The organism is Escherichia sp. MOD1-EC5990 (assembly GCF_002965285.1).
GTDB lineage: Bacteria > Pseudomonadota > Gammaproteobacteria > Enterobacterales > Enterobacteriaceae > Escherichia > Escherichia coli_F.
On the sequence record NZ_PTRV01000001.1, the window covers coordinates 150,725 to 172,859 of the forward strand.

Annotated in this window: 22 protein-coding genes and 2 pseudogenes; 11 read left to right on the top strand and 13 right to left on the bottom strand. The window is 51.4% G+C overall.

Features of this window, described 5'->3' with window-relative positions; all coding sequences use genetic code 11:
* Positions 1–12 precede the first annotated feature (12 nt).
* The gene (gene torR, locus BEB42_RS00835) at positions 13–705 is read left to right on the top strand and encodes a two-component system response regulator TorR (RefSeq protein WP_001120130.1); all 693 of its coding nucleotides are present in this window, start codon (positions 13–15) and stop codon (positions 703–705) included.
* Here the strand turns inward: torR and torT are convergent.
* Entirely contained in the window at positions 678–1,706 is a 1,029-nt protein-coding gene (gene torT, locus BEB42_RS00840; protein ID WP_001265010.1) for a TMAO reductase system periplasmic protein TorT, read from the bottom strand. The two genes, torR and torT, sit on opposite strands and share 28 nt — an antisense overlap.
* An 82-nt stretch (positions 1,707–1,788) precedes the next feature.
* Between torT and torS the strand changes: the two genes are divergently transcribed.
* Positions 1,789–4,533, top strand: a complete 2,745-nt coding sequence (torS, locus tag BEB42_RS00845; protein WP_105267114.1) for a TMAO reductase system sensor histidine kinase/response regulator TorS — start codon at positions 1,789–1,791, stop codon at positions 4,531–4,533.
* Between the two features lie 71 nt (positions 4,534–4,604).
* On the top strand, positions 4,605–5,678 hold the full coding sequence (locus BEB42_RS00850; RefSeq protein ID WP_000818624.1) for a 4Fe-4S binding protein: 1,074 nt from the start codon (positions 4,605–4,607) through the stop codon (positions 5,676–5,678).
* Positions 5,679–5,726: 48 nt separating this feature from the next.
* On the opposite strand, the gene BEB42_RS00855 is transcribed toward BEB42_RS00850, so the two are convergent.
* The 4 genes and pseudogenes from BEB42_RS00855 to cspG all read right to left on the bottom strand — a co-directional run bounded on the left by BEB42_RS00855 (position 5,727) and on the right by cspG (position 6,505).
* A complete protein-coding gene (locus BEB42_RS00855) occupies positions 5,727–5,900 on the bottom strand; it encodes a GnsA/GnsB family addiction module toxin (RefSeq protein WP_001019197.1) in 174 nt (57 codons plus the stop codon).
* Positions 5,890–6,119: pseudogene (gene ymcE, locus BEB42_RS26575) on the bottom strand (protein YmcE). The gene BEB42_RS00855 and the pseudogene ymcE overlap by 11 nt, the downstream one beginning before the upstream one ends.
* Positions 6,094–6,282 (bottom strand): cold shock small protein YmcF, encoded by a 189-nt coding sequence (gene ymcF, locus BEB42_RS00860; RefSeq protein ID WP_071524879.1) that lies wholly within the window; start codon positions 6,280–6,282, stop codon positions 6,094–6,096. The pseudogene ymcE and the gene ymcF overlap by 26 nt, the downstream one beginning before the upstream one ends.
* 10 nt (positions 6,283–6,292) lie before the next feature.
* Positions 6,293–6,505, bottom strand: a complete 213-nt coding sequence (gene cspG, locus BEB42_RS00865; RefSeq protein ID WP_000066490.1) for a cold shock protein CspG — start codon at positions 6,503–6,505, stop codon at positions 6,293–6,295.
* 285 nt (positions 6,506–6,790) lie between these two features.
* Here cspG and cspH point away from each other — a divergent pair, with 285 nt between their 5' ends.
* The 8 genes and pseudogenes from cspH (at position 6,791) to etk (ending at position 15,160) form a co-directional block, all read left to right on the top strand.
* Positions 6,791–7,003, top strand: a complete 213-nt coding sequence (gene cspH, locus BEB42_RS00870) for a cold shock-like protein CspH (RefSeq protein WP_001137522.1) — start codon at positions 6,791–6,793, stop codon at positions 7,001–7,003.
* Between the two features lie 441 nt (positions 7,004–7,444).
* A complete protein-coding gene (locus BEB42_RS00875) occupies positions 7,445–7,750 on the top strand; it encodes a threonine-rich inner membrane protein GfcA (RefSeq protein WP_001299283.1) in 306 nt (101 codons plus the stop codon).
* A 106-nt stretch (positions 7,751–7,856) separates the two neighbouring features.
* Positions 7,857–8,501 carry a lipoprotein GfcB gene (gfcB, locus tag BEB42_RS00880; protein WP_001353307.1) on the top strand — a complete coding sequence of 215 codons (645 nt, stop codon included), beginning with the start codon at positions 7,857–7,859 and terminating at the stop codon, positions 8,499–8,501.
* Positions 8,498–9,245: pseudogene (locus BEB42_RS00885) on the top strand (capsule biosynthesis GfcC family protein). The gene gfcB and the pseudogene BEB42_RS00885 overlap by 4 nt, the downstream one beginning before the upstream one ends.
* Entirely contained in the window at positions 9,245–11,341 is a 2,097-nt protein-coding gene (locus BEB42_RS00890) for a YjbH domain-containing protein (protein ID WP_000742298.1), read from the top strand. Before BEB42_RS00885 ends, BEB42_RS00890 begins: the two are co-directional and overlap by 1 nt.
* 45 nt (positions 11,342–11,386) lie before the next feature.
* Positions 11,387–12,526, top strand: a complete 1,140-nt coding sequence (locus tag BEB42_RS00895; RefSeq protein WP_001295357.1) for a polysaccharide export protein — start codon at positions 11,387–11,389, stop codon at positions 12,524–12,526.
* Positions 12,514–12,960 carry a protein-tyrosine-phosphatase Etp gene (gene etp, locus BEB42_RS00900; RefSeq protein ID WP_001353308.1) on the top strand — a complete coding sequence of 149 codons (447 nt, stop codon included), beginning with the start codon at positions 12,514–12,516 and terminating at the stop codon, positions 12,958–12,960. Before BEB42_RS00895 ends, etp begins: the two co-directional genes overlap by 13 nt.
* Before the next feature lie 19 nt (positions 12,961–12,979).
* Positions 12,980–15,160, top strand: coding sequence for a tyrosine-protein kinase (gene etk / locus BEB42_RS00905; protein WP_000208674.1), 2,181 nt, complete (start codon positions 12,980–12,982; stop codon positions 15,158–15,160).
* A 120-nt stretch (positions 15,161–15,280) separates the two neighbouring features.
* On the opposite strand, the gene appA is transcribed toward etk, so the two are convergent.
* The 8 genes from appA to hyaC form a co-directional block, all read right to left on the bottom strand.
* On the bottom strand, positions 15,281–16,579 hold the full coding sequence (gene appA, locus BEB42_RS00910; RefSeq protein WP_001353310.1) for a bifunctional acid phosphatase/4-phytase: 1,299 nt from the start codon (positions 16,577–16,579) through the stop codon (positions 15,281–15,283).
* Positions 16,580–16,658: 79 nt separating this feature from the next.
* Positions 16,659–16,751 (bottom strand): cytochrome bd-II oxidase subunit CbdX, encoded by a 93-nt coding sequence (cbdX, locus tag BEB42_RS00915; protein WP_000270305.1) that lies wholly within the window; start codon positions 16,749–16,751, stop codon positions 16,659–16,661.
* Between the two features lie 12 nt (positions 16,752–16,763).
* On the bottom strand, positions 16,764–17,900 hold the full coding sequence (gene appB, locus BEB42_RS00920; RefSeq protein WP_000460813.1) for a cytochrome d ubiquinol oxidase subunit II: 1,137 nt from the start codon (positions 17,898–17,900) through the stop codon (positions 16,764–16,766).
* 11 nt (positions 17,901–17,911) lie between these two features.
* On the bottom strand, positions 17,912–19,456 hold the full coding sequence (appC, locus tag BEB42_RS00925) for a cytochrome bd-II oxidase subunit 1 (RefSeq protein WP_000263563.1): 1,545 nt from the start codon (positions 19,454–19,456) through the stop codon (positions 17,912–17,914).
* 133 nt (positions 19,457–19,589) lie between these two features.
* A complete protein-coding gene (locus BEB42_RS00930) occupies positions 19,590–20,447 on the bottom strand; it encodes a hydrogenase expression/formation protein (protein WP_000004892.1) in 858 nt (285 codons plus the stop codon).
* Positions 20,444–20,842 (bottom strand): hydrogenase-1 operon protein HyaE, encoded by a 399-nt coding sequence (gene hyaE, locus BEB42_RS00935; protein WP_000063963.1) that lies wholly within the window; start codon positions 20,840–20,842, stop codon positions 20,444–20,446. Before hyaE ends, BEB42_RS00930 begins: the two co-directional genes overlap by 4 nt.
* Complete coding sequence (gene hyaD / locus BEB42_RS00940) at positions 20,839–21,426, bottom strand: hydrogenase 1 maturation protease (RefSeq protein ID WP_000003681.1); 588 nt, start codon at positions 21,424–21,426, stop codon at positions 20,839–20,841. The genes hyaE and hyaD overlap by 4 nt, the downstream gene beginning before the upstream one ends.
* Positions 21,423–22,130 carry a Ni/Fe-hydrogenase b-type cytochrome subunit gene (gene hyaC, locus BEB42_RS00945; RefSeq protein ID WP_001186429.1) on the bottom strand — a complete coding sequence of 236 codons (708 nt, stop codon included), beginning with the start codon at positions 22,128–22,130 and terminating at the stop codon, positions 21,423–21,425. Before hyaC ends, hyaD begins: the two co-directional genes overlap by 4 nt.
* Between the last annotated feature and the right edge of the window lie 5 nt (positions 22,131–22,135).

The following is a 22,135-nucleotide window of genomic DNA, read 5'->3' on the forward strand; positions in this document are numbered from 1 at the left end:
TAAAACTCTCTGATGCCACATCACATTGTTATTGTTGAAGATGAGCCGGTTACCCAGGCGCGATTACAAACCTACTTCACTCAGGAGGGGTATACGGTTTCCGTTACGGCGAGCGGTGCCGGGCTGCGTGAAATTATGCAAAACCAGCCAGTGGATTTAATTCTGCTGGATATCAATTTGCCCGATGAAAATGGCCTGATGTTAACCCGCGCCCTGCGGGAACGTTCGACGGTGGGTATTATTCTGGTTACCGGACGCAGCGATCGGATTGACCGTATTGTTGGGCTGGAAATGGGCGCAGACGATTACGTTACCAAACCGCTGGAACTGCGCGAACTGGTGGTACGGGTGAAAAATCTGCTCTGGCGAATCGACCTCGCGCGACAAGCTCAACCGCTCACTCAGGACAACTGCTATCGCTTTGCCGGTTATTGCCTGAATGTGTCGCGCCATACGCTGGAGATTGATGGCGAACCGATTAAACTAACCCGCGCAGAGTATGAAATGTTGGTGGCATTTGTGACCAATCCGGGCGAAATTCTCAGCCGTGAACGTCTGCTGCGTATGCTTTCTGCGCGCCGGGTGGAAAACCCCGACCTGCGCACCGTCGATGTGTTAATTCGTCGTTTACGTCATAAACTCAGCGCGGATTTACTGGTGACACAACATGGCGAAGGTTATTTCTTAGCCGCTGATGTGTGCTGATAAAAATAGACCGGACGAAATCCCCCTGGCGACAGCGAGCGGCGGATATGTTCGCGGTCGGCATTTTTCGGCGTCAGGACTAAAATCGGTGGGCTGACATTATCAGACACCGATTGTCCCTGTAATTGCCTGATCGCTTGCTCAACCGCCAGTTCCCCCTGCCAGACCATTTGATCGCTGGCAGCCATGATCACTCTTCCCCGCTTCAACCCGCGATACACCTGATGTGAAAGATAAAACGACACCACGGTAAGCGGCGTTTTCAGGTTACGCCCTTCACCCATTGCCGCCTCTGCCGCAATCGCCGTTCCGGCCACAACGTCGATTTCTGGATGGCGCTCCAACATCTCCTGCAACAGGTTACGCTGGATTTCAATATCGTTGTCGCCGAGCGCAATATCGACAATACGCACCGGGCTTCCGGCAATGGCGGCGCGGAAACCCTCTACCATCTCCTTACTGCCCCCGGCGTTATCGGGGCCGGGCATCAACAGCACGTTCAGTGGTTTTCCGTGACTCCATTGCACCAGATATCGCCCTGGTTGATAGCCCATCTGAAACCACGGCACACCAACGCGGCTTTTCACCTGGGGAGCATCAATAGCATTTACCAGTTCGATCACCGGCAGACTTGCTACCTGCTTTTGCAGGTCGGGAAATGACGTCGTGCTACTACCGAGCAAAATGGCCTCTGCACCCCACTGTTTGCACTGGTCGATTTGTGCTTGCTGGGTAGCCAACTGGCTGTAGCCGCCTGCCTCCAGCACTTTTAAATCCACACCGTAGCGGCGAGCAGCCTCCTGCATACCATAGTTCAACGATAACCAATATGAATCTTTCAGGCTGGGATAAAGCGCGCACAGTTTCCATGAACGTTTGGCTTTAAGCGGTGTAGAGGGTTGCACCGAGAAATGCTGCGCATCATGCCAGCGCAACAAGTTATCAGCCGAAAATCCAGGCAACATGAAAAGGGAAAGAAGTAACAATAGCAGTACGCGCATGATAGCCTCATCAATAATAAGGCTTTATGCTAGATGCATTCCGCTTTGCGACTCAACCTTTTTCACCTTAAGTACACTGACCGTGAATTTAACCCTGACCCGAAGACTCTGGATGGGCTTTGCCCTGATGGCGCTGTTAACCCTGACCAGTACCCTGGTGGGATGGTACAACCTGCGCTTTATCAGCCAGGTGGAAAAAGACAATACTCAGGCATTGATTCCTACCATGAATATGGCGCGCCAGTTGAGCGAAGCCAGCGCCTGGGAACTTTTCGCCGCACAGAACCTGACCAGTGCCGATAACGAAAAGATGTGGCAGGCGCAGGGGCGAATGCTCACCGCACAAAGCCTGAAGATTAACGCATTGCTGCAAGCGTTACGGGAACAAGGGTTTGACACTACCGCTATTGAACAACAGGAGCAGGAGATCTCCCGTTCGTTACGTCAACAAGGGGAACTGGTGGGGCAGCGTTTGCAACTGCGCCAGCAACAACAGCAACTCAGCCAGCAGATAGTCGCCGCCGCCGATGAGATCGCACGCCTGGCACAAGGTCAGGCGAATAATGCGGCGACCTCTGCCGGAGCGACCCAGGCCGGGATTTACGATTTGATCGAACAACATCAGCGTCAGGCCGCAGAAAACGCACTTGATCGGCTGATTGATATCGATCTTGAGTACGTTAACCAGATGAATGAACTGCGCCTTAGCGCCCTGCGGGTGCAGCAAATGGTGATGAATCTGGGGCTGAAACAGATCCAGAAAAATGCGCCAACGCTGGAAAAGCAGCTCAATAATGCGGTGAAAATTCTGCAACGTCGGCAAATACGCATTGAAGATCCCGGTGTTCGTGCACAGGTCGCGACAACGTTAACTACCGTTAGCCACTATAGCGATTTGCTGGCGCTGTATCAGCAGGACAGTGAAATCAGCAATCACCTGCAAACTCTCGCCCAAAATAACATCGCCCAGTTCGCGCAGTTTAGTAGCGAAGTCAGTCAACTGGTCGACACTATTGAGCTGCGTAATCAGCATGGCCTGGCGCATCTGGAAAAAGCCAGTGCACGCGGGCAATACAGCCTGTTATTGCTGGGGATAGTTTCTCTTTGCGCACTGATTCTGATCCTCTGGCGCGTGGTTTATCGCTCAGTCACGCGTCCCCTTGCCGAACAAACGCAGGCGCTGCAACGACTGCTGGACGGTGATATCAACTCCCCTTTCCCGGAAACCGCTGGCGTGCGGGAGCTGGACACCATCGGGCGGCTGATGGATGCGTTTCGCAGCAATGTTCATGCGCTTAATCGCCACCGCGAACAGCTGGCGGCGCAGGTAAAAGCGCGCACAGCCGAATTGCAGGAATTGGTGGTCGAACATCGACAGGCACGGGCGGAAGCAGAAAAAGCCAGCCAGGCAAAATCGGCGTTTCTGGCGGCAATGAGCCATGAGATCCGCACACCGCTGTACGGTATTCTCGGCACCGCGCAACTGCTGGCAGATAACCCCGCACTTAATGCCCAGCGTGATGATTTGCGGGCAATTACTGACTCTGGTGAATCGTTGCTGACCATCCTCAACGATATTCTCGATTATTCGGCTATCGAAGCAGGCGGCAAGAATGTTTCGGTCAGCGATGAGCCCTTTGAACCGCGCCCGCTGCTGGAAAGTACCCTGCAATTAATGAGCGGACGGGTGAAAGGTCGTCCGATTCGCCTGGTAACTGAAATTGCCGACGATGTACCGACTGCGTTAATGGGCGATCCGCGGCGTATTCGTCAGGTTATAACCAACCTGTTGAGCAACGCCCTGCGTTTCACCGACGAAGGGCACATTATCCTGCGTAGTCGCACTGATGGCGAACAATGGCTGGTCGAAGTGGAAGACAGCGGCTGCGGTATTGATCCCTCGAAACTGGCTGAAATCTTCCAGCCATTTGTTCAGGTTAGCGGCAAACGCGGCGGCACCGGGCTGGGGCTGACTATCAGTAGCCGTCTGGCCCAGGCGATGGGCGGCGAACTCAGCGCCACCAGCACGCCGGAGGTTGGAAGCTGTTTTTGTTTACGCTTGCCGTTACGTATTGCCACGGCACCCGTGCCAAAAACAGTCAATCAGGCGGTGCATCTGGACGGTTTACGTTTGCTGTTAATTGAAGATAACCCGCTAACCCAGCGAATTACCATTGAGATGCTGAACAACAGTGGTGCGCAGTTCGTTGCTGTTGGCAATGCCGCTCACGCGATAGAGACGTTGCAAAATAGCGAACCGTTTGCTGCCGCACTGGTGGATTTTGATCTGCCGGATATCGACGGTATTACCCTTGCCCGACAACTGGTACAGCAATATCCGTCACTGGTTTTGATTGGCTTTAGCGCCCATGTCATCGACGAAACACTGCGCCAGCGTACCAGTTCACTATTTCGCGGGATTATCCCTAAACCGGTGCCGCGTGAAGTGCTCGGTCAGTTACTGGCGCACTATCTCCAACTGCAAACCAGTAACGATCAACCGTTGGATATATCGCAACTCAATGAAGATGCTCAGTTAATGGGAACAAAGAAGATCCACGAATGGCTGGCATTATTTAAACAACATGCCCTGCCGCTTCTCGATGACATCGACATTGCCCGCGCCAGTCAGGAAAGCGAGAAAATAAAGCGTGCCGCGCATCAGCTAAAAAGCAGTTGCTCGAGTCTGGGAATGCGTAGCGCCAGCCAGCTATGCGCACAACTGGAGCAGCAGCCATTATCTGCCCCCCTTCCACACGAAGAAATTACACGCAGTGTTGCCGCTCTGGAAGCATGGTTGAATAAGAAAGACCTGAACGCGATTTGAATCAATATCAGCCAGTTAGGAACAACTAGAATAGTGGCATTTGGTATGCAACTTAACGGACTGGCAAAATCATGGCAGAGAAAAGAAGAACCCGCTGGCAGCGGCGGCCAGGCACGACGGGCGGCAAATTACCGTGGAATGACTGGCGCAATGCCACGACCTGGCGTAAAGCGACGCAATTATTACTGTTGGCAATTAATATTTATATTGCCATCACGTTCTGGTATTGGGTGCGCTATTACGAAACGGCAGGTAGTACGACATTTGTCGCCAGGCCAGGAGGCATCGAAGGCTGGCTACCGATTGCCGGTCTGATGAATCTGAAATATAGCCTTGCAACAGGCCAGTTACCGTCCGTCCACGCCGCCGCGATGCTGTTATTGGTCGCTTTTATCGTCATCAGTCTATTACTAAAAAAGGCCTTTTGTTCATGGTTATGCCCGGTTGGTACGCTTTCTGAATTAATCGGCGATCTCGGTAACAAACTGTTTGGTCGGCAATTTGTCCTTCCCCGCTGTCTGGATATTCCTCTGCGCGGCGTGAAGTATTTGCTGTTGAGTTTTTTTCTCTATATCGCGTTATTGATGCCCGCTCAGGCTATTCACTATTTTATGTTGTCGCCCTACAGCGTGGTGATGGACGTTAAAATGCTCGATTTCTTTCGTCATATGGGGACCGCGACATTAATCAGCGTGACCGTTTTGCTGATTGTCAGCCTGTTTATTCGCCATGCCTGGTGTCGTTATCTTTGCCCATATGGCGCGCTGATGGGCTTGGTTTCGCTATTGTCGCCGTTTAAGATTCGTCGCAATGCCGAAAGTTGTATCGACTGTGGCAAATGCGCAAAAAATTGCCCATCGCGGATCCCGGTCGATAAATTAATTCAGGTACGAACCGTGGAATGTACCGGTTGTATGACTTGCGTAGAGTCATGTCCGGTAGCCTCAACATTGACCTTTTCACTGCAAAAACCTGCAGCAAATAAAAAAGCCTTTGCGTTGTCTGGGTGGTTAATGACGCTACTGGTTCTGGGGATTATGTTTGCGGTAATTGGTTACGCAATTTATGTAGGCGTATGGCAAAGCCCGGTGCCGGAGGAATTGTATCGACGCTTAATTCCACAAGCGCCAATGATTGGTCACTAAATTAGCAACAAGCGGAACATCACCTCGCACGGGGTGATGTTCACAAAATCACATTATTTTGATTTTGACATCATAGCTTTCAAGCCCAGTCATTTTTTCTCGTGCGGTGAAGCGAATTTCAGAGACTTCTTTCCCTGTATTCTTGTTCAACTCGGCGATTTTTTGCGCGATAAAGTCGGCGATTTCCGTTTCGGCTTGTTTTTTTAACTCTTCAATATTCACTGTTAACCTCTTCTGGTCTTAAAAGACAGCAACACGCCAGTAAGGTGTTGGTTCCCGGTACCCTGGTCAGGTAAGAAATGTTATAAGCCATCTCCCCTAAAGATTCAATAATCAACAGGTTATCGCTTACTATACATACAGCGTTGAAGAAAATAAGGCAGATATAAAAAAGGCTCCACGAGGGAGCCTGATCTTATTTTGTGAAATCCAGCGGCGCATGGTCAGTGCGTATTTGCAGCGCGACGTTATCAAAGGTGATCATCGTCGATTTACAAAAAATACACTTTGCCCCTAAAGGATTTCGCTCCGTCACATCGAATGCCGATGTGCGGTACTGTGAACCATGACAACATGGACAGCGGAAATGGAGATGTTGAGTAATAACGGCAACCTTAGAGCGTAACAACGTTCGCTGCCGCGGGACCACGTTGCCCCTGCTCAATAGAAAATTCAACTTTCTGATTTTCGTTCAGCGTGCGGAATTCATTGCTCTGGATGGCGGTGAAATGGACGAAAACGTCTTTGCTGCCATCATCAGGAGTGATAAAGCCAAAACCTTTATCTGCGTTAAACCATTTTACTAAACCAGTCATTTTATTAGACATATTTTACTTCCTTCATTTTGAGCCTTTCGGCAAACAGGGCTTTAATACAGAAACTACTTAGTGTTCAGGAGAGAGACTCAAAAGAAGGGGATAATGCCTGATAATGAGAACTGCTTTAGTAAACTACTTTGTATGCTGTCTGTCTTTCAAACCGACTCAGCTATTAACGCATGATAATTGAGATTAAGCAATTTTTATTTTAGCCGTCCGGCGGTCTTAAATATCGCTGGCTTTATTTTATTAACCCCGTATAGTGCAGCGCAGTATTTTCAGTAAGGAATTTGTTTGCCCCGTAAAATGACAGGAATTGTCAAAACCTTTGATCGCAAAAGCGGCAAAGGATTCATTATCCCCTCCGACGGTCGTAAAGAAGTCCAGGTCCATATTTCCGCATTCACTCCCCGCGACGCAGAAGTACTTATACCAGGATTACGCGTGGAATTTTGCCGCGTAAATGGCCTACGCGGACCAACAGCGGCAAATGTTTATCTCTCTTAAGATGACGCAGCTTGTTTAAAGCTGGCTGTTTTTATTAAAAAAGCTCAATAGTCAATATCGCACATTATAACAAAAGTTACTTTCACCCCAGAAAACAAATCCATTTGGCCGAATATCTCTGCACCTAATAGTTATAAATGCTACTTAACAGTCAATCATAGTACCGCTTGAAACTATATCACCAACAATAGTTAATAGCTTTCTTAACAATTTTCTTATCTTTAATTTATATTTTTCTAAGATTTATCTTGTGCTCACAAGTCGTATTTCCAGAGGGGAATAGTTAACAATCTTATATTTCCCTCTGCGCGCCTTCCCCACCCGCAGTATATAGTGCTAGCGGTATGCGGAAAGGGAGATTTCACAAGGATGTTATACTCAAAGTAGACAATCCTGATCTCAAGCGTACGTATTGTCCATGCGATGAATAAAGGAAAAGTTATGAAACACAAGCTTTCTGCAATCCTTATGGCCTTCATGTTGACGACGCCAGCTGCGTTTGCTGCACCAGAAGCAGCAAACGGGACCGAGGCAACGACGGGTACTACTGGCACCACAACGACCACTACTGGTGCCACTACGACTGCTGCTACCACCGGTGGCGTAGCTGCTGGCGCTGTCGGCACGGCGACGGTTGTCGGTGTGGCAACGGCTGTTGGTGTGGCGACTTTGGCAGTAGTTGCAGCAAATGACAGTGGCGATGGCGGTTCTCATAACACCTCAACCACCACGTCCACTACGCGCTAATACTGCTTTAACGCGTCAAAATTAAAGTTAAATGATACCCGGTTGCGATATTCGTACCGGGCTTTAGAGATTTGCATTTTTTTAATTAACCTTTCAAGGATTAAAGGTGCGCCCTCTTATTTTATCGATTTTCGCACTATTTCTTGCGGGATGTACGCACAGCCAGCAAAGTATGGTCGATACATTTCGCTCCAGCCTTTTCGATAATCAGGATATCACCGTAGCGGATCAGCAGATACAGGCGTTGCCTTATTCCACGATGTATTTACGCCTTAATGAAGGGCAACGAATCTTTGTGGTACTGGGATATATAGAACAAGAACAAAGCAAATGGTTATCCCAGGATAACGCCATGCTGGTTACCCACAATGGACGTCTTTTAAAAACCGTCAAACTTAATAATAATCTGCTGGAAGTGACAAATTCCGGGCAGGACCCTCTGCGTAACGCGCTGGCAATAAAAGACGGCAGCCGCTGGACGCGCGATATTCTCTGGAGTGAAGACAATCATTTTCGCTCTGCGACCCTGAGTTCCACTTTTTCCTTTGCTGGATTAGAGACGCTGAATATTGCGGGTCGCGATGTGCTGTGTAATGTCTGGCAGGAAGAGGTGACTTCCACGCTGCCAGAAAAACAGTGGCAAAACACATTCTGGGTCGATTCGGCTACTGGCCAGGTTCGTCAAAGTCGGCAAATGTTAGGCGCAGGGGTTATTCCCGTAGAAATGACGTTTCTTAAACCCGCACCATGAATAAATTACAGTCGTATTTCATTGCCAGCGTACTTTACGTAATGACACCCCATGCCTTTGCGCAAGGAACGGTGACTATTTATCTGCCTGGCGAACAACAGCCCCTTTCCGTTGGCCCCGTGGAGAATGTTGTCCAGTTGGTGACACAACCGCAACTGCGCGATCGCCTCTGGTGGCCTGGAGTCTTGCTGACCGACTCCGCGGCGAAAGCTAAAGCGCTTAAAGACTACCAACATGTCATGGCACAGCTTGCTTCCTGGGAAGCAGAAGCTGACGACGATGTGGCGGCAACGATTAAATCCGTGCGCCAGCAGTTACTCAATCTCAATATCACTGGTCGCTTACCGGTCAAACTGGACCCTGATTTTGTACGAATGGATGAGAACAGCAATCCCCCCGCTGGTCGGGGACTATACGCTCTATACCGTACAGCGCCCAGTGACTATTACTCTGCTGGGTGCGGTTTCTGGGGCTGGGCAATTGCCCTGGCAGGCAGGCCGTAGCGTTACCGATTATCTGCAAGATACCCCCCGTCTTGCAGGCGCGGACAAGAATAACGTTATGGTGATTACGCCTGAGGGTGAGACTGTCGTCGCCCCTGTTGCCCTGTGGAATAAAAGACATGTGGAACCACCGCCTGGCAGCCAGCTTTGGTTGGGCTTTTCTGCGCATGTACTGCCCGAAAAATATGCTGATTTAAATGACCAGATTGTGTCTGTTTTAACGCAACGTGTTCCTGACTGATGAAGAAGAACTCTTATCTTTTAAGCTGCCTGGCCATTGCCGTCTCCAGTGCCTGTCATGCTGAAGTATTCACCTACCCGGATCCGCTGGGGTCGTCGCAATCAGACTTTGGCGGCACAGGATTGTTGCAGATGCCAAATGCGCGCATCGCACCGGAAGGTGAATTCAGCGTCAACTACCGGGATAACGATCAATACCGTTTCTACTCCACGTCCGTGGCGCTGTTCCCATGGCTGGAAGGCACCATTCGTTATACGGATGTGCGCACACGCAAATATAGCCAGTGGGAAGATTTCAGCGGCGATCAGTCATACAAAGACAAATCTTTCGATTTTAAACTTCGCCTGTGGGAAGAAGGTTACTGGCTACCGCAAGTGGCGTTTGGTAAACGTGATATTGCTGGTACGGGTCTGTTTGACGGTGAATATCTGGTGGCCAGCAAGCAAGCGGGGCCATTTGATTTCACCCTCGGGATGGCGTGGGGCTACGCCGGTAATGCGGGCAATATTACCAACCCGTTTTGCCGGGTGAGCGATAAATATTGTCATCGTGCAGAGTCTCACGATGCGGGAGATATCAGCTTTAGCGATATCTTTCGTGGTCCGGCGTCCATCTTTGGCGGCATTGAGTATCAAACGCCGTGGAATCCTCTGCGTCTGAAACTCGAATACGACGGCAACAATTACCAGAATGATTTTGCGGGCAAATTGCCGCAGGCAAGTCATTTCAATTTCGGTGCTGTGTATCGTGCTGCCAGCTGGGCAGATCTTAACCTTAGCTACGAGCGCGGTAACACATTGATGTTTGGCTTCACATTACGGACCAATTTCAACGATCTGCGCCCTGCCCTGCGCGATACGCCAAAACCGGCGTATCAACCTGCGCCGGAATCTGAAGGATTGCAGTACACCACAGTAGCGAACCAACTTACCGCGTTGAAGTATAACGCGGGCTTTGACGCGCCAGAAATTCAGCTGCGCGATAAGACGCTATATATGTCTGGTCAGCAATACAAATACCGTGACTCTCGTGAAGCGGTCGATCGTGCCAACCGGATTCTGGTGAATAACCTGCCGCAAGGCGTTGAGAAGATTAGCGTGACGCAAAAGCGCGAGCATATGACGATGGTGACTACCGAAACCGACGTAGCCAGCCTGCGCAAACAGCTGGCCGGTACAGCGCCAGGTCAATCAGAGCCACTGCAACAACAACGTGTTGAAGCTGAAGATCTTTCTGCCTTTGGTCGGGGCTACCGTATTCGTGAAGATCGCTTTAGCTACTCTTTCAACCCAACACTTTCACAGTCGCTGGGCGGCCCGGAAGATTTCTATATGTTCCAGTTGGGGCTGATGTCCAGCGCCCGCTACTGGTTTACCGATCACCTGCTGCTTGATGGCGGTATTTTCACCAATATTTACAACAACTACGACAAGTTTAAGTCTTCGCTGTTACCCGCGGACTCTACCCTCCCCCGCGTGCGCACGCATATCCGTGACTACGTTCGCAATGACGTTTATCTCAACAACTTGCAGGCGAACTATTTTGCCGACTTAGGCAATGGTTTCTATGGCCAGGTGTACGGCGGTTATCTGGAAACGATGTATGCCGGTGTTGGTTCCGAGCTGCTTTATCGCCCGCTCGATGCCAGCTGGGCGCTGGGGGTGGACGTTAACTACGTGAAGCAGCGTGACTGGGACAACATGATGCGCTTCACCGATTATTCCACGCCAACAGGTTTCGTGACGGCTTACTGGAACCCGCCGACGCTCAACGGCGTACTGATGAAACTCAGCGTTGGGCAATATCTGGCAAAAGATAAAGGGGCAACCATCGACGTCGCCAAACGCTTTGACAGCGGCGTGGCGGTAGGGGTATGGGCGGCAATCAGTAACGTATCTAAAGATGACTACGGCGAAGGCGGCTTTAGTAAAGGTTTTTATATCTCGATTCCGTTCGACTTGATGACCATTGGACCTAACCGCAACCGCGCGGTGGTTTCGTGGACACCATTGACGCGTGATGGTGGACAAATGCTGTCACGTAAATACCAGCTCTATCCAATGACGGCAGAGCGAGAAGTACCGGTTGGACAATAACCTGACGTAATTCATAACATTACATTGACTGATAAATATAAACCAATGAAAAAGAACATTTTTAAGTTTTCGGTACTGACATTGGCTGTTCTGTCTTTGACAGCATGTACCCTTGTTCCTGGTCAGAATTTATCGACCAGTAACAAGGATGTCATTGAACTACCTGACAATCAGTATGACCTGGACAAAATGGTCAATATCTATCCCGTCACGCCAGGATTGATTGATCAGCTGCGCGCCAAACCGATTATGTCGCAGGCTAACCCGGAGCTGGAGCAGCAAATCGCGAACTATGAATATCGTATCGGCATTGGTGATGTGTTGATGGTGACGGTCTGGGATCACCCGGAACTAACCACACCCGCAGGGCAATATCGTAGCGCCAGTGATACTGGCAACTGGGTTAACGCTGATGGTGCAATTTTCTACCCTTATATTGGTCGCCTGAAAGTGGCCGGGAAAACGCTTACCCAAGTACGCAACGAGATTACAGCGCGTCTGGACTCAGTCATTGAAAGCCCGCAAGTCGATGTCAGCGTCGCGGCGTTCCGATCGCAAAAAGCGTACGTCACCGGCGAAGTCAGCAAATCGGGTCAGCAGCCGATTACCAATATTCCTCTGACCATCATGGATGCGATTAACGCCGCGGGCGGTCTGACCGCAGATGCAGACTGGCGCAACGTGGTGCTCACCCAGAATGGCGTAAAGACCAAAGTGAACCTCTATGCGCTGATGCAGCGTGGCGACTTGCGCCAGAACAAACTGCTGCACCCGGGCGATATTTTATTTATTCCGCGCAACGATGATCTGAAAGTCTTCGTGATGGGTGAAGTGGGTAAACAGAGCACGTTGAAAATGGACCGCAGCGGTATGACCCTGGCGGAAGCACTGGGTAACGCTGAGGGTATGAATCAGGATGTCGCTGATGCGACGGGGATTTTTGTTATTCGTGCAACGCAAAACAAGCAGAATGGCAAAATCGCCAATATTTATCAGCTGAATGCGAAGGACGCATCGGCAATGATACTCGGAACGGAATTCCAGCTTGAACCTTACGACATTGTTTATGTCACTACCGCGCCGCTGGCTCGTTGGAACCGTGTGATTTCTCTGCTGGTACCGACGATTTCCGGGGTGCATGACCTGACAGAGACTTCACGGTGGATTCAAACATGGCCCAACTAAAATTTAACTCAATCCTGGTGGTTTGTACCGGCAACATTTGCCGTTCGCCCATTGGCGAGCGCTTGCTGCGTAAACGTCTGCCAGGCGTAAAAGTCAAATCGGCAGGTGTTCATGGTCTGGTAAAGCACCCTGCAGATGCGACAGCGGCAGATGTTGCCGCTAATCATGGCGTATCTCTTGAAGGACATGCCGGACGTAAGCTAACGGCTGAGATGGCACGAAATTACGATCTGATTCTGGCAATGGAGTCAGAGCATATTGCTCAGGTTACAGCAATCGCTCCCGAGGTCCGCGGGAAGACAATGCTGTTTGGGCAATGGCTGGAACAGAAAGAGATTCCGGATCCCTATCGTAAAAGTCAGGACGCATTTGAGCATGTCTACGGTATGTTGGAGCGCGCCAGTCAGGAATGGACGAAGCGCCTCAGCCGGTAATTTGAGTTTATAAAATACGATGACAACTAAAAATATGAATACGCCACCAGGCAGCACTCAGGAAAATGAGATCGATCTGCTTCGTCTGGTCGGCGAGTTATGGGATCACCGTAAGTTTATTATCAGCGTAACCGCGTTGTTCACGCTGATCGCTGTCGCTTACTCGCTGTTAAGCACGCCAATTTATCAGGCAGATACGCTGGTCCAGGTTGAGCAGAAACAGGGCAACGCCATTCTCAGCGGCCTGAGCGATATGATCCCTAACTCATCGCCCGAGTCAGCACCGGAGATCCAACTGCTGCAATCGCGCATGATTCTCGGTAAAACCATTGCTGAACTGAATCTGCGCGACATGGTTGAGCAGAAGTATTTTCCGATTGTGGGTCGCGGCTGGGCGAGATTAACCAAAGAGAAACCAGGTGAGCTGGCGATCAGCTGGATGCACATCCCACAACTGAATGGTCAGGATCAGCAACTTACACTCACAGTTGGGGAAAACGGCCACTATACGCTGGAAGGTGAAGGGTTCACCGTCAATGGTATGGTCGGCCAGCGTCTGGAAAAAGACGGCGTTGCGTTGACTATCGCGGACATTAAGGCCAAACCAGGAACGCAGTTTGTCCTGAGCCAGCGTACCGAACTGGAAGCGATTAACGCGTTGCAGGAAACCTTTACCGTTAGCGAACGCAGTAAAGAAAGCGGGATGCTGGAACTTACCATGACCGGTGATGATCCCCAGTTGATTACTCGTATTCTGAACAGCATCGCTAACAACTATTTGCAACAGAATATCGCTCGCCAGGCGGCGCAGGATTCACAAAGCCTTGAATTCTTACAGCGCCAGTTGCCAGAAGTGCGCAGCGAGCTGGACCAGGCGGAAGAAAAACTCAACGTTTATCGCCAGCAGCGCGATTCGGTTGACCTTAACCTGGAAGCCAAAGCCGTTCTTGAGCAGATTGTTAACGTTGATAATCAACTCAATGAGCTGACCTTCCGCGAGGCCGAGATCTCCCAGCTGTATAAGAAAGATCACCCAACTTATCGTGCGCTGCTGGAAAAACGCCAGACGCTGGAGCAAGAACGCAAACGCCTGAATAAGCGGGTATCGGCAATGCCTTCCACTCAACAGGAAGTATTGCGTTTAAGCCGTGACGTAGAAGCGGGCCGTGCGGTATATCTGCAATTACTTAACCGCCAGCAGGAGTTGAGTATTTCGAAATCCAGTGCGATTGGTAACGTGCGGATTATCGACCCGGCAGTCACTCAGCCGCAGCCAGTGAAACCGAAAAAAGCGTTGAATGTGGTGCTTGGTTTTATTCTTGGCCTGTTTATTTCGGTGGGTGCCGTGCTGGCGCGTGCGATGTTGCGTCGTGGTGTAGAAGCACCGGAACAACTGGAAGAGCACGGCATCAGCGTTTATGCCACTATCCCGATGTCCGAGTGGCTGGATAAGCGTACCCGTCTGCGTAAGAAAAATTTATTTTCTAATCAGCAGCGCCATCGTACTAAAAATATCCCCTTCCTGGCGGTGGATAACCCGGCGGATTCTGCTGTGGAAGCCGTACGTGCGCTACGAACCAGTCTGCATTTCGCTATGATGGAGACTGAGAATAATATTCTGATGATCACGGGTGCGACGCCAGACAGTGGTAAAACGTTCGTCAGTTCAACTCTGGCAGCGGTGATCGCCCAGTCCGATCAAAAAGTGTTATTTATTGATGCCGACTTACGCCGTGGTTATTCGCATAACCTGTTTACCGTGAGTAATGAACATGGCTTGTCGGAATATCTGGCAGGGAAAGATGAGCTCAACAAAGTGATCCAGCATTTTGGCAAAGGAGGCTTTGATGTGATTACTCGCGGTCAGGTGCCACCTAACCCGTCTGAACTGCTGATGCGCGATCGGATGCGTCAATTACTGGAATGGGCGAACGACCATTACGATCTGGTGATTGTCGATACGCCGCCGATGCTGGCAGTGAGCGATGCTGCGGTCGTGGGACGCTCTGTCGGCACCAGCCTGCTGGTTGCGCGTTTTGGCTTGAACACCGCCAAAGAGGTGAGCTTGTCAATGCAGCGTCTGGAACAGGCTGGCGTTAATATTAAAGGCGCAATCCTCAATGGTGTGATTAAACGCGCCAGCACCGCTTACAGTTATGGCTATAACTATTATGGTTATAGTTACTCCGAGAAAGAGTAAAACTGAAGGTAATGTGGCCGGATGCGGCGTGAACGCCTTTTCCGGCCTACGCATCAGACAGTTCTTCGTTTGTCATCAGCTTCAGAGCATTCAGGTAACTGAATGCTCTTTTTTTATGCATTACAAACTGCACGCCGGTATGCGTGCTTCATTCACGATTTGCGTAAAACCGGTCAACGAACACATGCCCTGCGCGTTTCGCTCTTCACATCCTGCCAGGGTCAGTTTCACCTCTCCGGGCGGCGTATTTAATGATAGCGGCGTTTTATCACGCATCTGCTGTAAAGTCTGGAAGACCAGCGAAACCTGAATCCAATGGCTGTTATCGCTTAGCCTACGCCAGCGTTCAAACACCAGTTCACCACCTGGCGGTGTGTTATCCGGCTGACCTGGAAGCGTCCAGTTGAGCTCCAGTGCGCCGCCGAGATTTGCCAGATTAGTATCGTGTCCGGCGATAAACAGCACTGAAGTGGGTAATGTCACACCATACACCTGTTTTTGCGGTGGATGGGGCATCAACGCTGTCATGATCAAATCCAACAACGGGGTGGCACGACTGCGGGCAACCTCTGGCGTGCGTTGTAGCAAATAAAACTGCGCGTTATGCAGGCTTAGCAAGGTGTTCCACTGGTGTGAATCGGTGATCCTTCCCCACCCCGGCTCCGGCATTCCCTGTGCTTGTTGCAGGAGAAATATCTCCGTCAGCATTGACGCCAGGCTTACCGCACCGGTTAATGAGACATTGTCGGCGCTCACCTTGAGTTCCGATGGTAATACCTGCGTTAATGAACAGCTTTCGTCCTGTTTCTCACGGTTAAGGCACAAGTTTGATTGTGGGAAATTAAGCACCTGTTCCAGTTCGCGAAACGCCGTTTGCCGATGCCCGGTAAAGTCAGCAATTGACCCTCCTGCCCTGCTGAGGATCGCGTCAGTCACGTTCGCGTTATCCAGTTGGCAAATGCCAGTTTTTAGAGGATTAAATAACGGATCGGGACTGGACGTATCTGCCTGGGTATGTACGGTTATTGCGCAGTCAGGTGCCAGCCCGGCGGCGAAGGCTTCGCCTGTTTTACGGGTACGCTCGTCGACATCAGCAATAATCGCGACCTGACCAGGCTGCGGGCAGCCCTTTTTCGCCAGCAATCCGTCAGCCACCAGACGCTGGCGTTGGTAATGTCCGAGATAAGCGATTAGCTCACCACCGCGCGGTGTCAGCCACCCCAGTTTTACCGGCCATGTTGGCCATGCGTCTGGGGTGACATCCTGCATCAGTTGCGTGGCCTTGGTTGGGGCACGCACACCATGACGACTGACAATCACCACACTTTCCAGCTTCAGCTCCGGCTCACTCTGAGCGAATGCAGATTGCGGGGTGAACGGAATCAGAAGAGATAAGAATGGGATCAAGATCGCTTTCATCGATATGTTTCCGCTTTTCATATCCGACATTATTGATTGCCTGATGCGACGCTAATGCGCCTCATCAGGCTTACGTTCGTTAACTTTTCAGACGCGGGTCCAGCCATACCAACACAAGGGTGGAGAGCGAACACATCAACAAAATGCCGACGAACCAAAGTAAATACCACATTGTTCCTGCTCCTTAGTACAGCTCGTTTTCGTTACGGCGGAGAGTTTCTGTCGTCATGCGCCCCCACATTTTGTAGTAGCTCCAGAGAGTGTAGAGCAACACAATGGGCAAAAATATCAGCACGATTACCAACATAATGCTCAGCGTCAACTGGCTGGAAGTGCTGTCCCACAACGTCAGGCTGGAGATCGGACTCACGCTTGACGGCATGACGAAGGGGAACAGCGTGATGCCTGCCGTGAAAATCACGCCAAATTGCATCAATGACACCATCAAAAATCCCCACCCCGGGCGACCACGATAAATCGCCATCACCGTCAGCAATGGGCAGAAGAACCCCAGCAGCGGGAAGATCCACAGAACGGGCGATTCGACGAAATTATTCATCCAGGCACCAGGTAGCACTGCCACCAGTTTCATTAACGGATTGGAAGGACCGTTAGCATCCTGGGCGAGCAGTACAAAGCCATCAATACCGACCCACAGCCAGTAACCCGCCAGCAAAAAGCACAGCATCACCAGCAGTGCGGCGCGTTTGGTCGCCAGCTGTGAACGCAGATGAATCACACCAACAGTTTTTAGTTGTAACCAGACGCCACCTTGCAAAATCACCATCCCAAGGCTGAGCAATCCGCACAATAAAGGGAATGGCGTCAGCAGTTGCCAGAAGGTGCCGAGATACTCCACGCGTAATTGCGGTGTGAAGGCAAACGGCACGCCGAGCAACAAGTTGCCGAAGGCGATACCGAAGACTACCGGCGGCACCAGGCTGCCGATGACCAGACCGGCATCCCACATTTTACGCCAGCGTGCATCGGCGATTTTTCCGCGATAATCAAAGGCCAGCGGGCGGAAGAACAGTGAGCACAGCACCAGGATCATCGCCACATAAAAGCCGGAAAACGCCGCTGCATACACTCTGGGCCAGGCGGCAAATAATGCCCCACCTGCGAGGATTAACCAGACCTGATTGCCTTCCCAGTGCGCGCCAACGCTGTTTATCACTATCCGGCGTTCATCATCATTACGCGCCACCAGCGGCAGCAGACAGCCGATCCCCATGTCAAATCCATCGGAGATCATAAAGACCACCAGGATCACGCCAATCAGCAGCCACCAGATGAAGCGCAATGTTTCATAATCAAACATGATTTTCTCCTTTACCCCTGTTGCTGCGTCGGTTGTTCACTCTGCATCGCACTCGGCCCCAGACGGGCATATTTCTGCATCAGGTAGACTTCGGCGATTAAGAACAGGGTGTAAAGCCCTACGATCATGATCAGTGAGAAAGCCAGTTGTCCTGTGGTTAAAGCGGAGTGCGCGGAGTATGTCGGTAAGATGTCCTGTATCGCCCACGGCTGCCGACCAAACTCGGTCATAAACCACCCGGCTTCAATCGCAATCCACGGCAACGGCAAACTCCAGAGCGCCATTTTCAGTACCCAGCGATGCTGGTCGATTTTGCCACGCAGCGTCTGGACAAGCGCAATCAGCATCACCAGTAGCAGCAGAGAACCACAGCCCACCATGATGCGGAAACTCCAGAATACCGGCGCAACCTGAGGTATCGCGCCACGCATCGCCGCCTGGTACTGTGCAGCTGTGACATGGTTCATATCCGGCGCATAGCGGGAGAGCAACATGCCGTAACCAAGGTCGCCTTCCAGCTCCCGGAATGCCTGCAACACATGCGGCTCACGATTGCCTTGCGATATTTCCTGCATTAACAGCCAGGCCATACGTCCGCGTTGCAAGCGTGGGTAGGTTTCAGCCATCAAATTCTTCAGACCCGGCACGGGTTTATCTAATGAGTGAGTGGCGAGGATCCCTAGCAGCGCAGGAATTTTGATGGCAAAGGCGTTACGCTCTTGATCCTGTTCCGGCCAGGCAACTACATGGAACGGTGCAGGTGCAGGTTCCGTTTGCCACTCCCCTTCCATTGCCGCCAGTTTTACCGGTTGTACTTGCGCGACTTCATACGCAGAACTGTCTCCGAGTTGCAGCGTACCGATAATCGCCAGAGTACCGAAGACGGAACCGATGGCAAACGAGCGTAATGCAACATCGCGCTCCCGTCCGCGCAGTAAATACCAGGCGCTGATCGCCATAATAAACATGGCCCCGGTCACGTAGCCCGCCATTACGGTGTGCACAAATTTCACCTGGCTGACCGGGTTAAAGACCAGCTCGCTGAAGCTGGTCATTTCCATACGAAGGGTGTCGATATCAAAATGCGCACCGGTCGGGTATTGCATCCAACCGTTGGCATTCAATATCCACAACGCAGAGAGATTTGAACCGAACGCCACCAGCCACGTCACCAGCAGGTGCTGGTATTTATTCAGCCGTTGCCAGCCGAAGAAGAACAGCCCGACAAAGGTGGATTCGAGGAAGAAGGCCATTAATGCTTCCATCGCCAGCGGTGCGCCAAAAATATCGCCCACATAGTTGGAATAGAATGACCAGTTAGTACCAAACTGAAACTCCATGGTCAGGCCGGTAGCCACGCCAAGAGCAAAGTTGATACCGAAGAGCTTACCCCAGAAGCGCGTCATATCGCGGTAGATTGTTTTGCCGGTGACCACGTAAATGGTTTCCATGATAGCCAGCAAAAAAATCAGCCCCAGGGTAAGGGGTACAAATAAAAAGTGATACAGCGCGGTCAGAGCAAACTGCCAGCGCGATAAATCAATGACATCCCACATGCGCACTCCTGTAGGCGAAGAGAGAAAAATAACCCGATAATGGTAGATCTCCCTCTTTATCCTGAAACTCTACGACCAGAGGTATTCGCCGATTGCGATATTCATAAGACTGAAAGCGATACTTACCGTCTTTTTACGTCGGTGCACCTTCCGCCAGCCACTGACATACCTCGCTAAGCCGCTGCGCAGAGTCGACCAAATCTTCTGGCGCTGCCAGCACCACTTCCGGTATCGGGCAGATTTCATAACTTTCCAGTAACGGGCCTTTTAAGGTGTCCGTACAGCGTAAATGCCAGACATGGCGTAACCCCGTGGCGTTGATATAGCTCTCGCCGTAGCCAATGGTGCGAATCTGAATATTTCCCGGCCCACAGAGACGTGAGAGAAAAAGCCGATCAGCCTCGCTGATAGGTAATTGCGTCAGATTAATGCTGTGCGGCTGCGCGTCAGGATTACGTACATGTGCTAGTAATTCATGAGCCAACGGTAGGCCATTCATCAGGCCATCAATGGGCGGCGGTAACAGCGAATCTGTCGGCAAGACGTTTTGCGTTGCCGCCTGCCACAACGCGAGCGGCACGCAGCCAGCCTCCAGTTTGTCCTCCAGCAACTGTTCGCCGCAACGTCTGCGCACCCGCCATAATCCGCAGAAGATCGCCTCCTGTATTTCACTTTCACTGTCGTCAGCCTGCTGAATGCGCACTGACACTTCCCCTTCCCCGAGAAGCGTATTGATAAAGTGACGATCGTCGGCGTTGAGATTTAACAGATCGACTGCCAGCACCTCGCCCAGCGGCGGCTGGCGCTCGCTTAGTTGATGTTGTAACTCGTTTAATAGCGCAATCACCTGCGGGCTGTGAGCACATTGCTCCAGGGCCGCCATACTCGGTTCATCATTCACCTGACAGGTGATCGGCAGTGGATTCATGCTGAAACTGTCATCGTTCGGTTGCGTTCCTGGCCCCAGCAGATGGAAAAAAGTTTCGCTCATGAGGCACGCTCCTGTTGCGGTTCGACAAGCCCGCGCATCAGGTTTATCAGTTCCGCCCACGGGTGAATACCATTCAGCACGCCGCGATAGCTACCACCGGTAAACACCAGTGTGGCGGGAAAACGAAATACGCCAAAACGATCGCCGATGGCTTCGCTTTGCTCAAGGTCGGCAATCGCTACCTGCCATGTATAATCAGGAAACTCGCGCAGTAATTCGCCAATCATTACCGGATTATCGCTGACCTCTGGCGTGCGTTTCGGGTCACTGCTTAATAACACCACACCGTCTGGCGCTTGCGTAAGCCAGTCGTCAAGACGGGATTCACTGATCGGCGTCCAGCCGCGCGCCAGCATACGTTGCCACAACGCATCAAATGGCGTGTCGTTGCTCATTCCTGCTCCTCCAGCATCATCCGGTACTGGCGCAAGCGAACGCCTTCGTAGTTTTCCATCGACAGACAGTCATAATTGAGACAGCGCGATTCATTAGCCGGTTGCGGCTCAATTCCCCACGCAGCCAGTTGCGCCAGCGCCCCCTGTTCCGCGGCGGGCAGTTGCTCCAGAGCCAGTTCGCTCAGGCTACCGCCGTAGTCGTCGAGCATCGCGGGTTGCAGGCCGACGAGGGCAATATGTGCTGGCAGATTTCCGCGGATATCTGCCAGCGCCAGTACTTCGGAGAAACTGTTCTGGTGCAGGCTCATTTTCTTCGCGCTGAGATAGGCCGGAATGCGTTCTCCGGCATACGTTCGTAGCGTTCCGGGTTCCAGCCCGTAATCAATGGCATCGAGAATCAACAGATGGCTGGCGCTTTCGACATAGCCCAGCAAGTTCAGTCCCTGAGTACCGCCATCGACAATTTCCACTTCCTCGGGCCAGTAGTAATGGGCATACAACCGTTCCGCCACCCGCACGCCGAAGCCTTCATCGGCCCACAGCAGATTGCCCAGCCCCATTACCACCACGCGTTGCTCGCTCATGAACGCTCCTTGTTACTTATTTTGCCAAATTTGTGGCTACGGTAGCCGTTGACCATGGTGGAGATCACTGTGTCGTCGGACATGATGTCTTCACGCAGCGCCATGTAGACATGACCGATCACAAACGCGCCAATCAGCCACATCCCCAGCCGATGCCAGCTGTGAATGTCCATTGAGTTGCCGCCCGTCCAGTAGAAAAATTCCACCACATAACGGAACGGCGCAAAAATAGCGTACTGACTATGTTCGCTGTACAGCGCAAAGCCGGTGACGATCATAAATACCGACATCAGGAAATAGCCGAACATCGCCGCCTGGGCGATGGGGTTATGACCTATATCGGCACTCGGACGTTTTGCCAGAAACAGATACCAGCGGATTTCATACCACACGCCCTGCCACCAGCTTTTACGCCATACCGGCACGATAAACAGCTCGCGTGAGTAGCGATTGCCGACAAAAGCCCAGTAGATCCGCATCAGCAAGACCACAGTAAAAACCATCCCGGCGCTGAAGTGAATTAACCTGATGTAGCCCATATAAAACAGATACGTCGCCTCACCGCTGACCGAAGGCAGCGGCTTGCCGATAAAGTAACCGGTGACCATCAACACCGCCATGCATAACACCGTCAGCCAGTGCCATATCCGCACGGGTGCTTCAAAGACATAGTGACTGACAACGTTGTCGCTTTTCTGTTGCATGATGA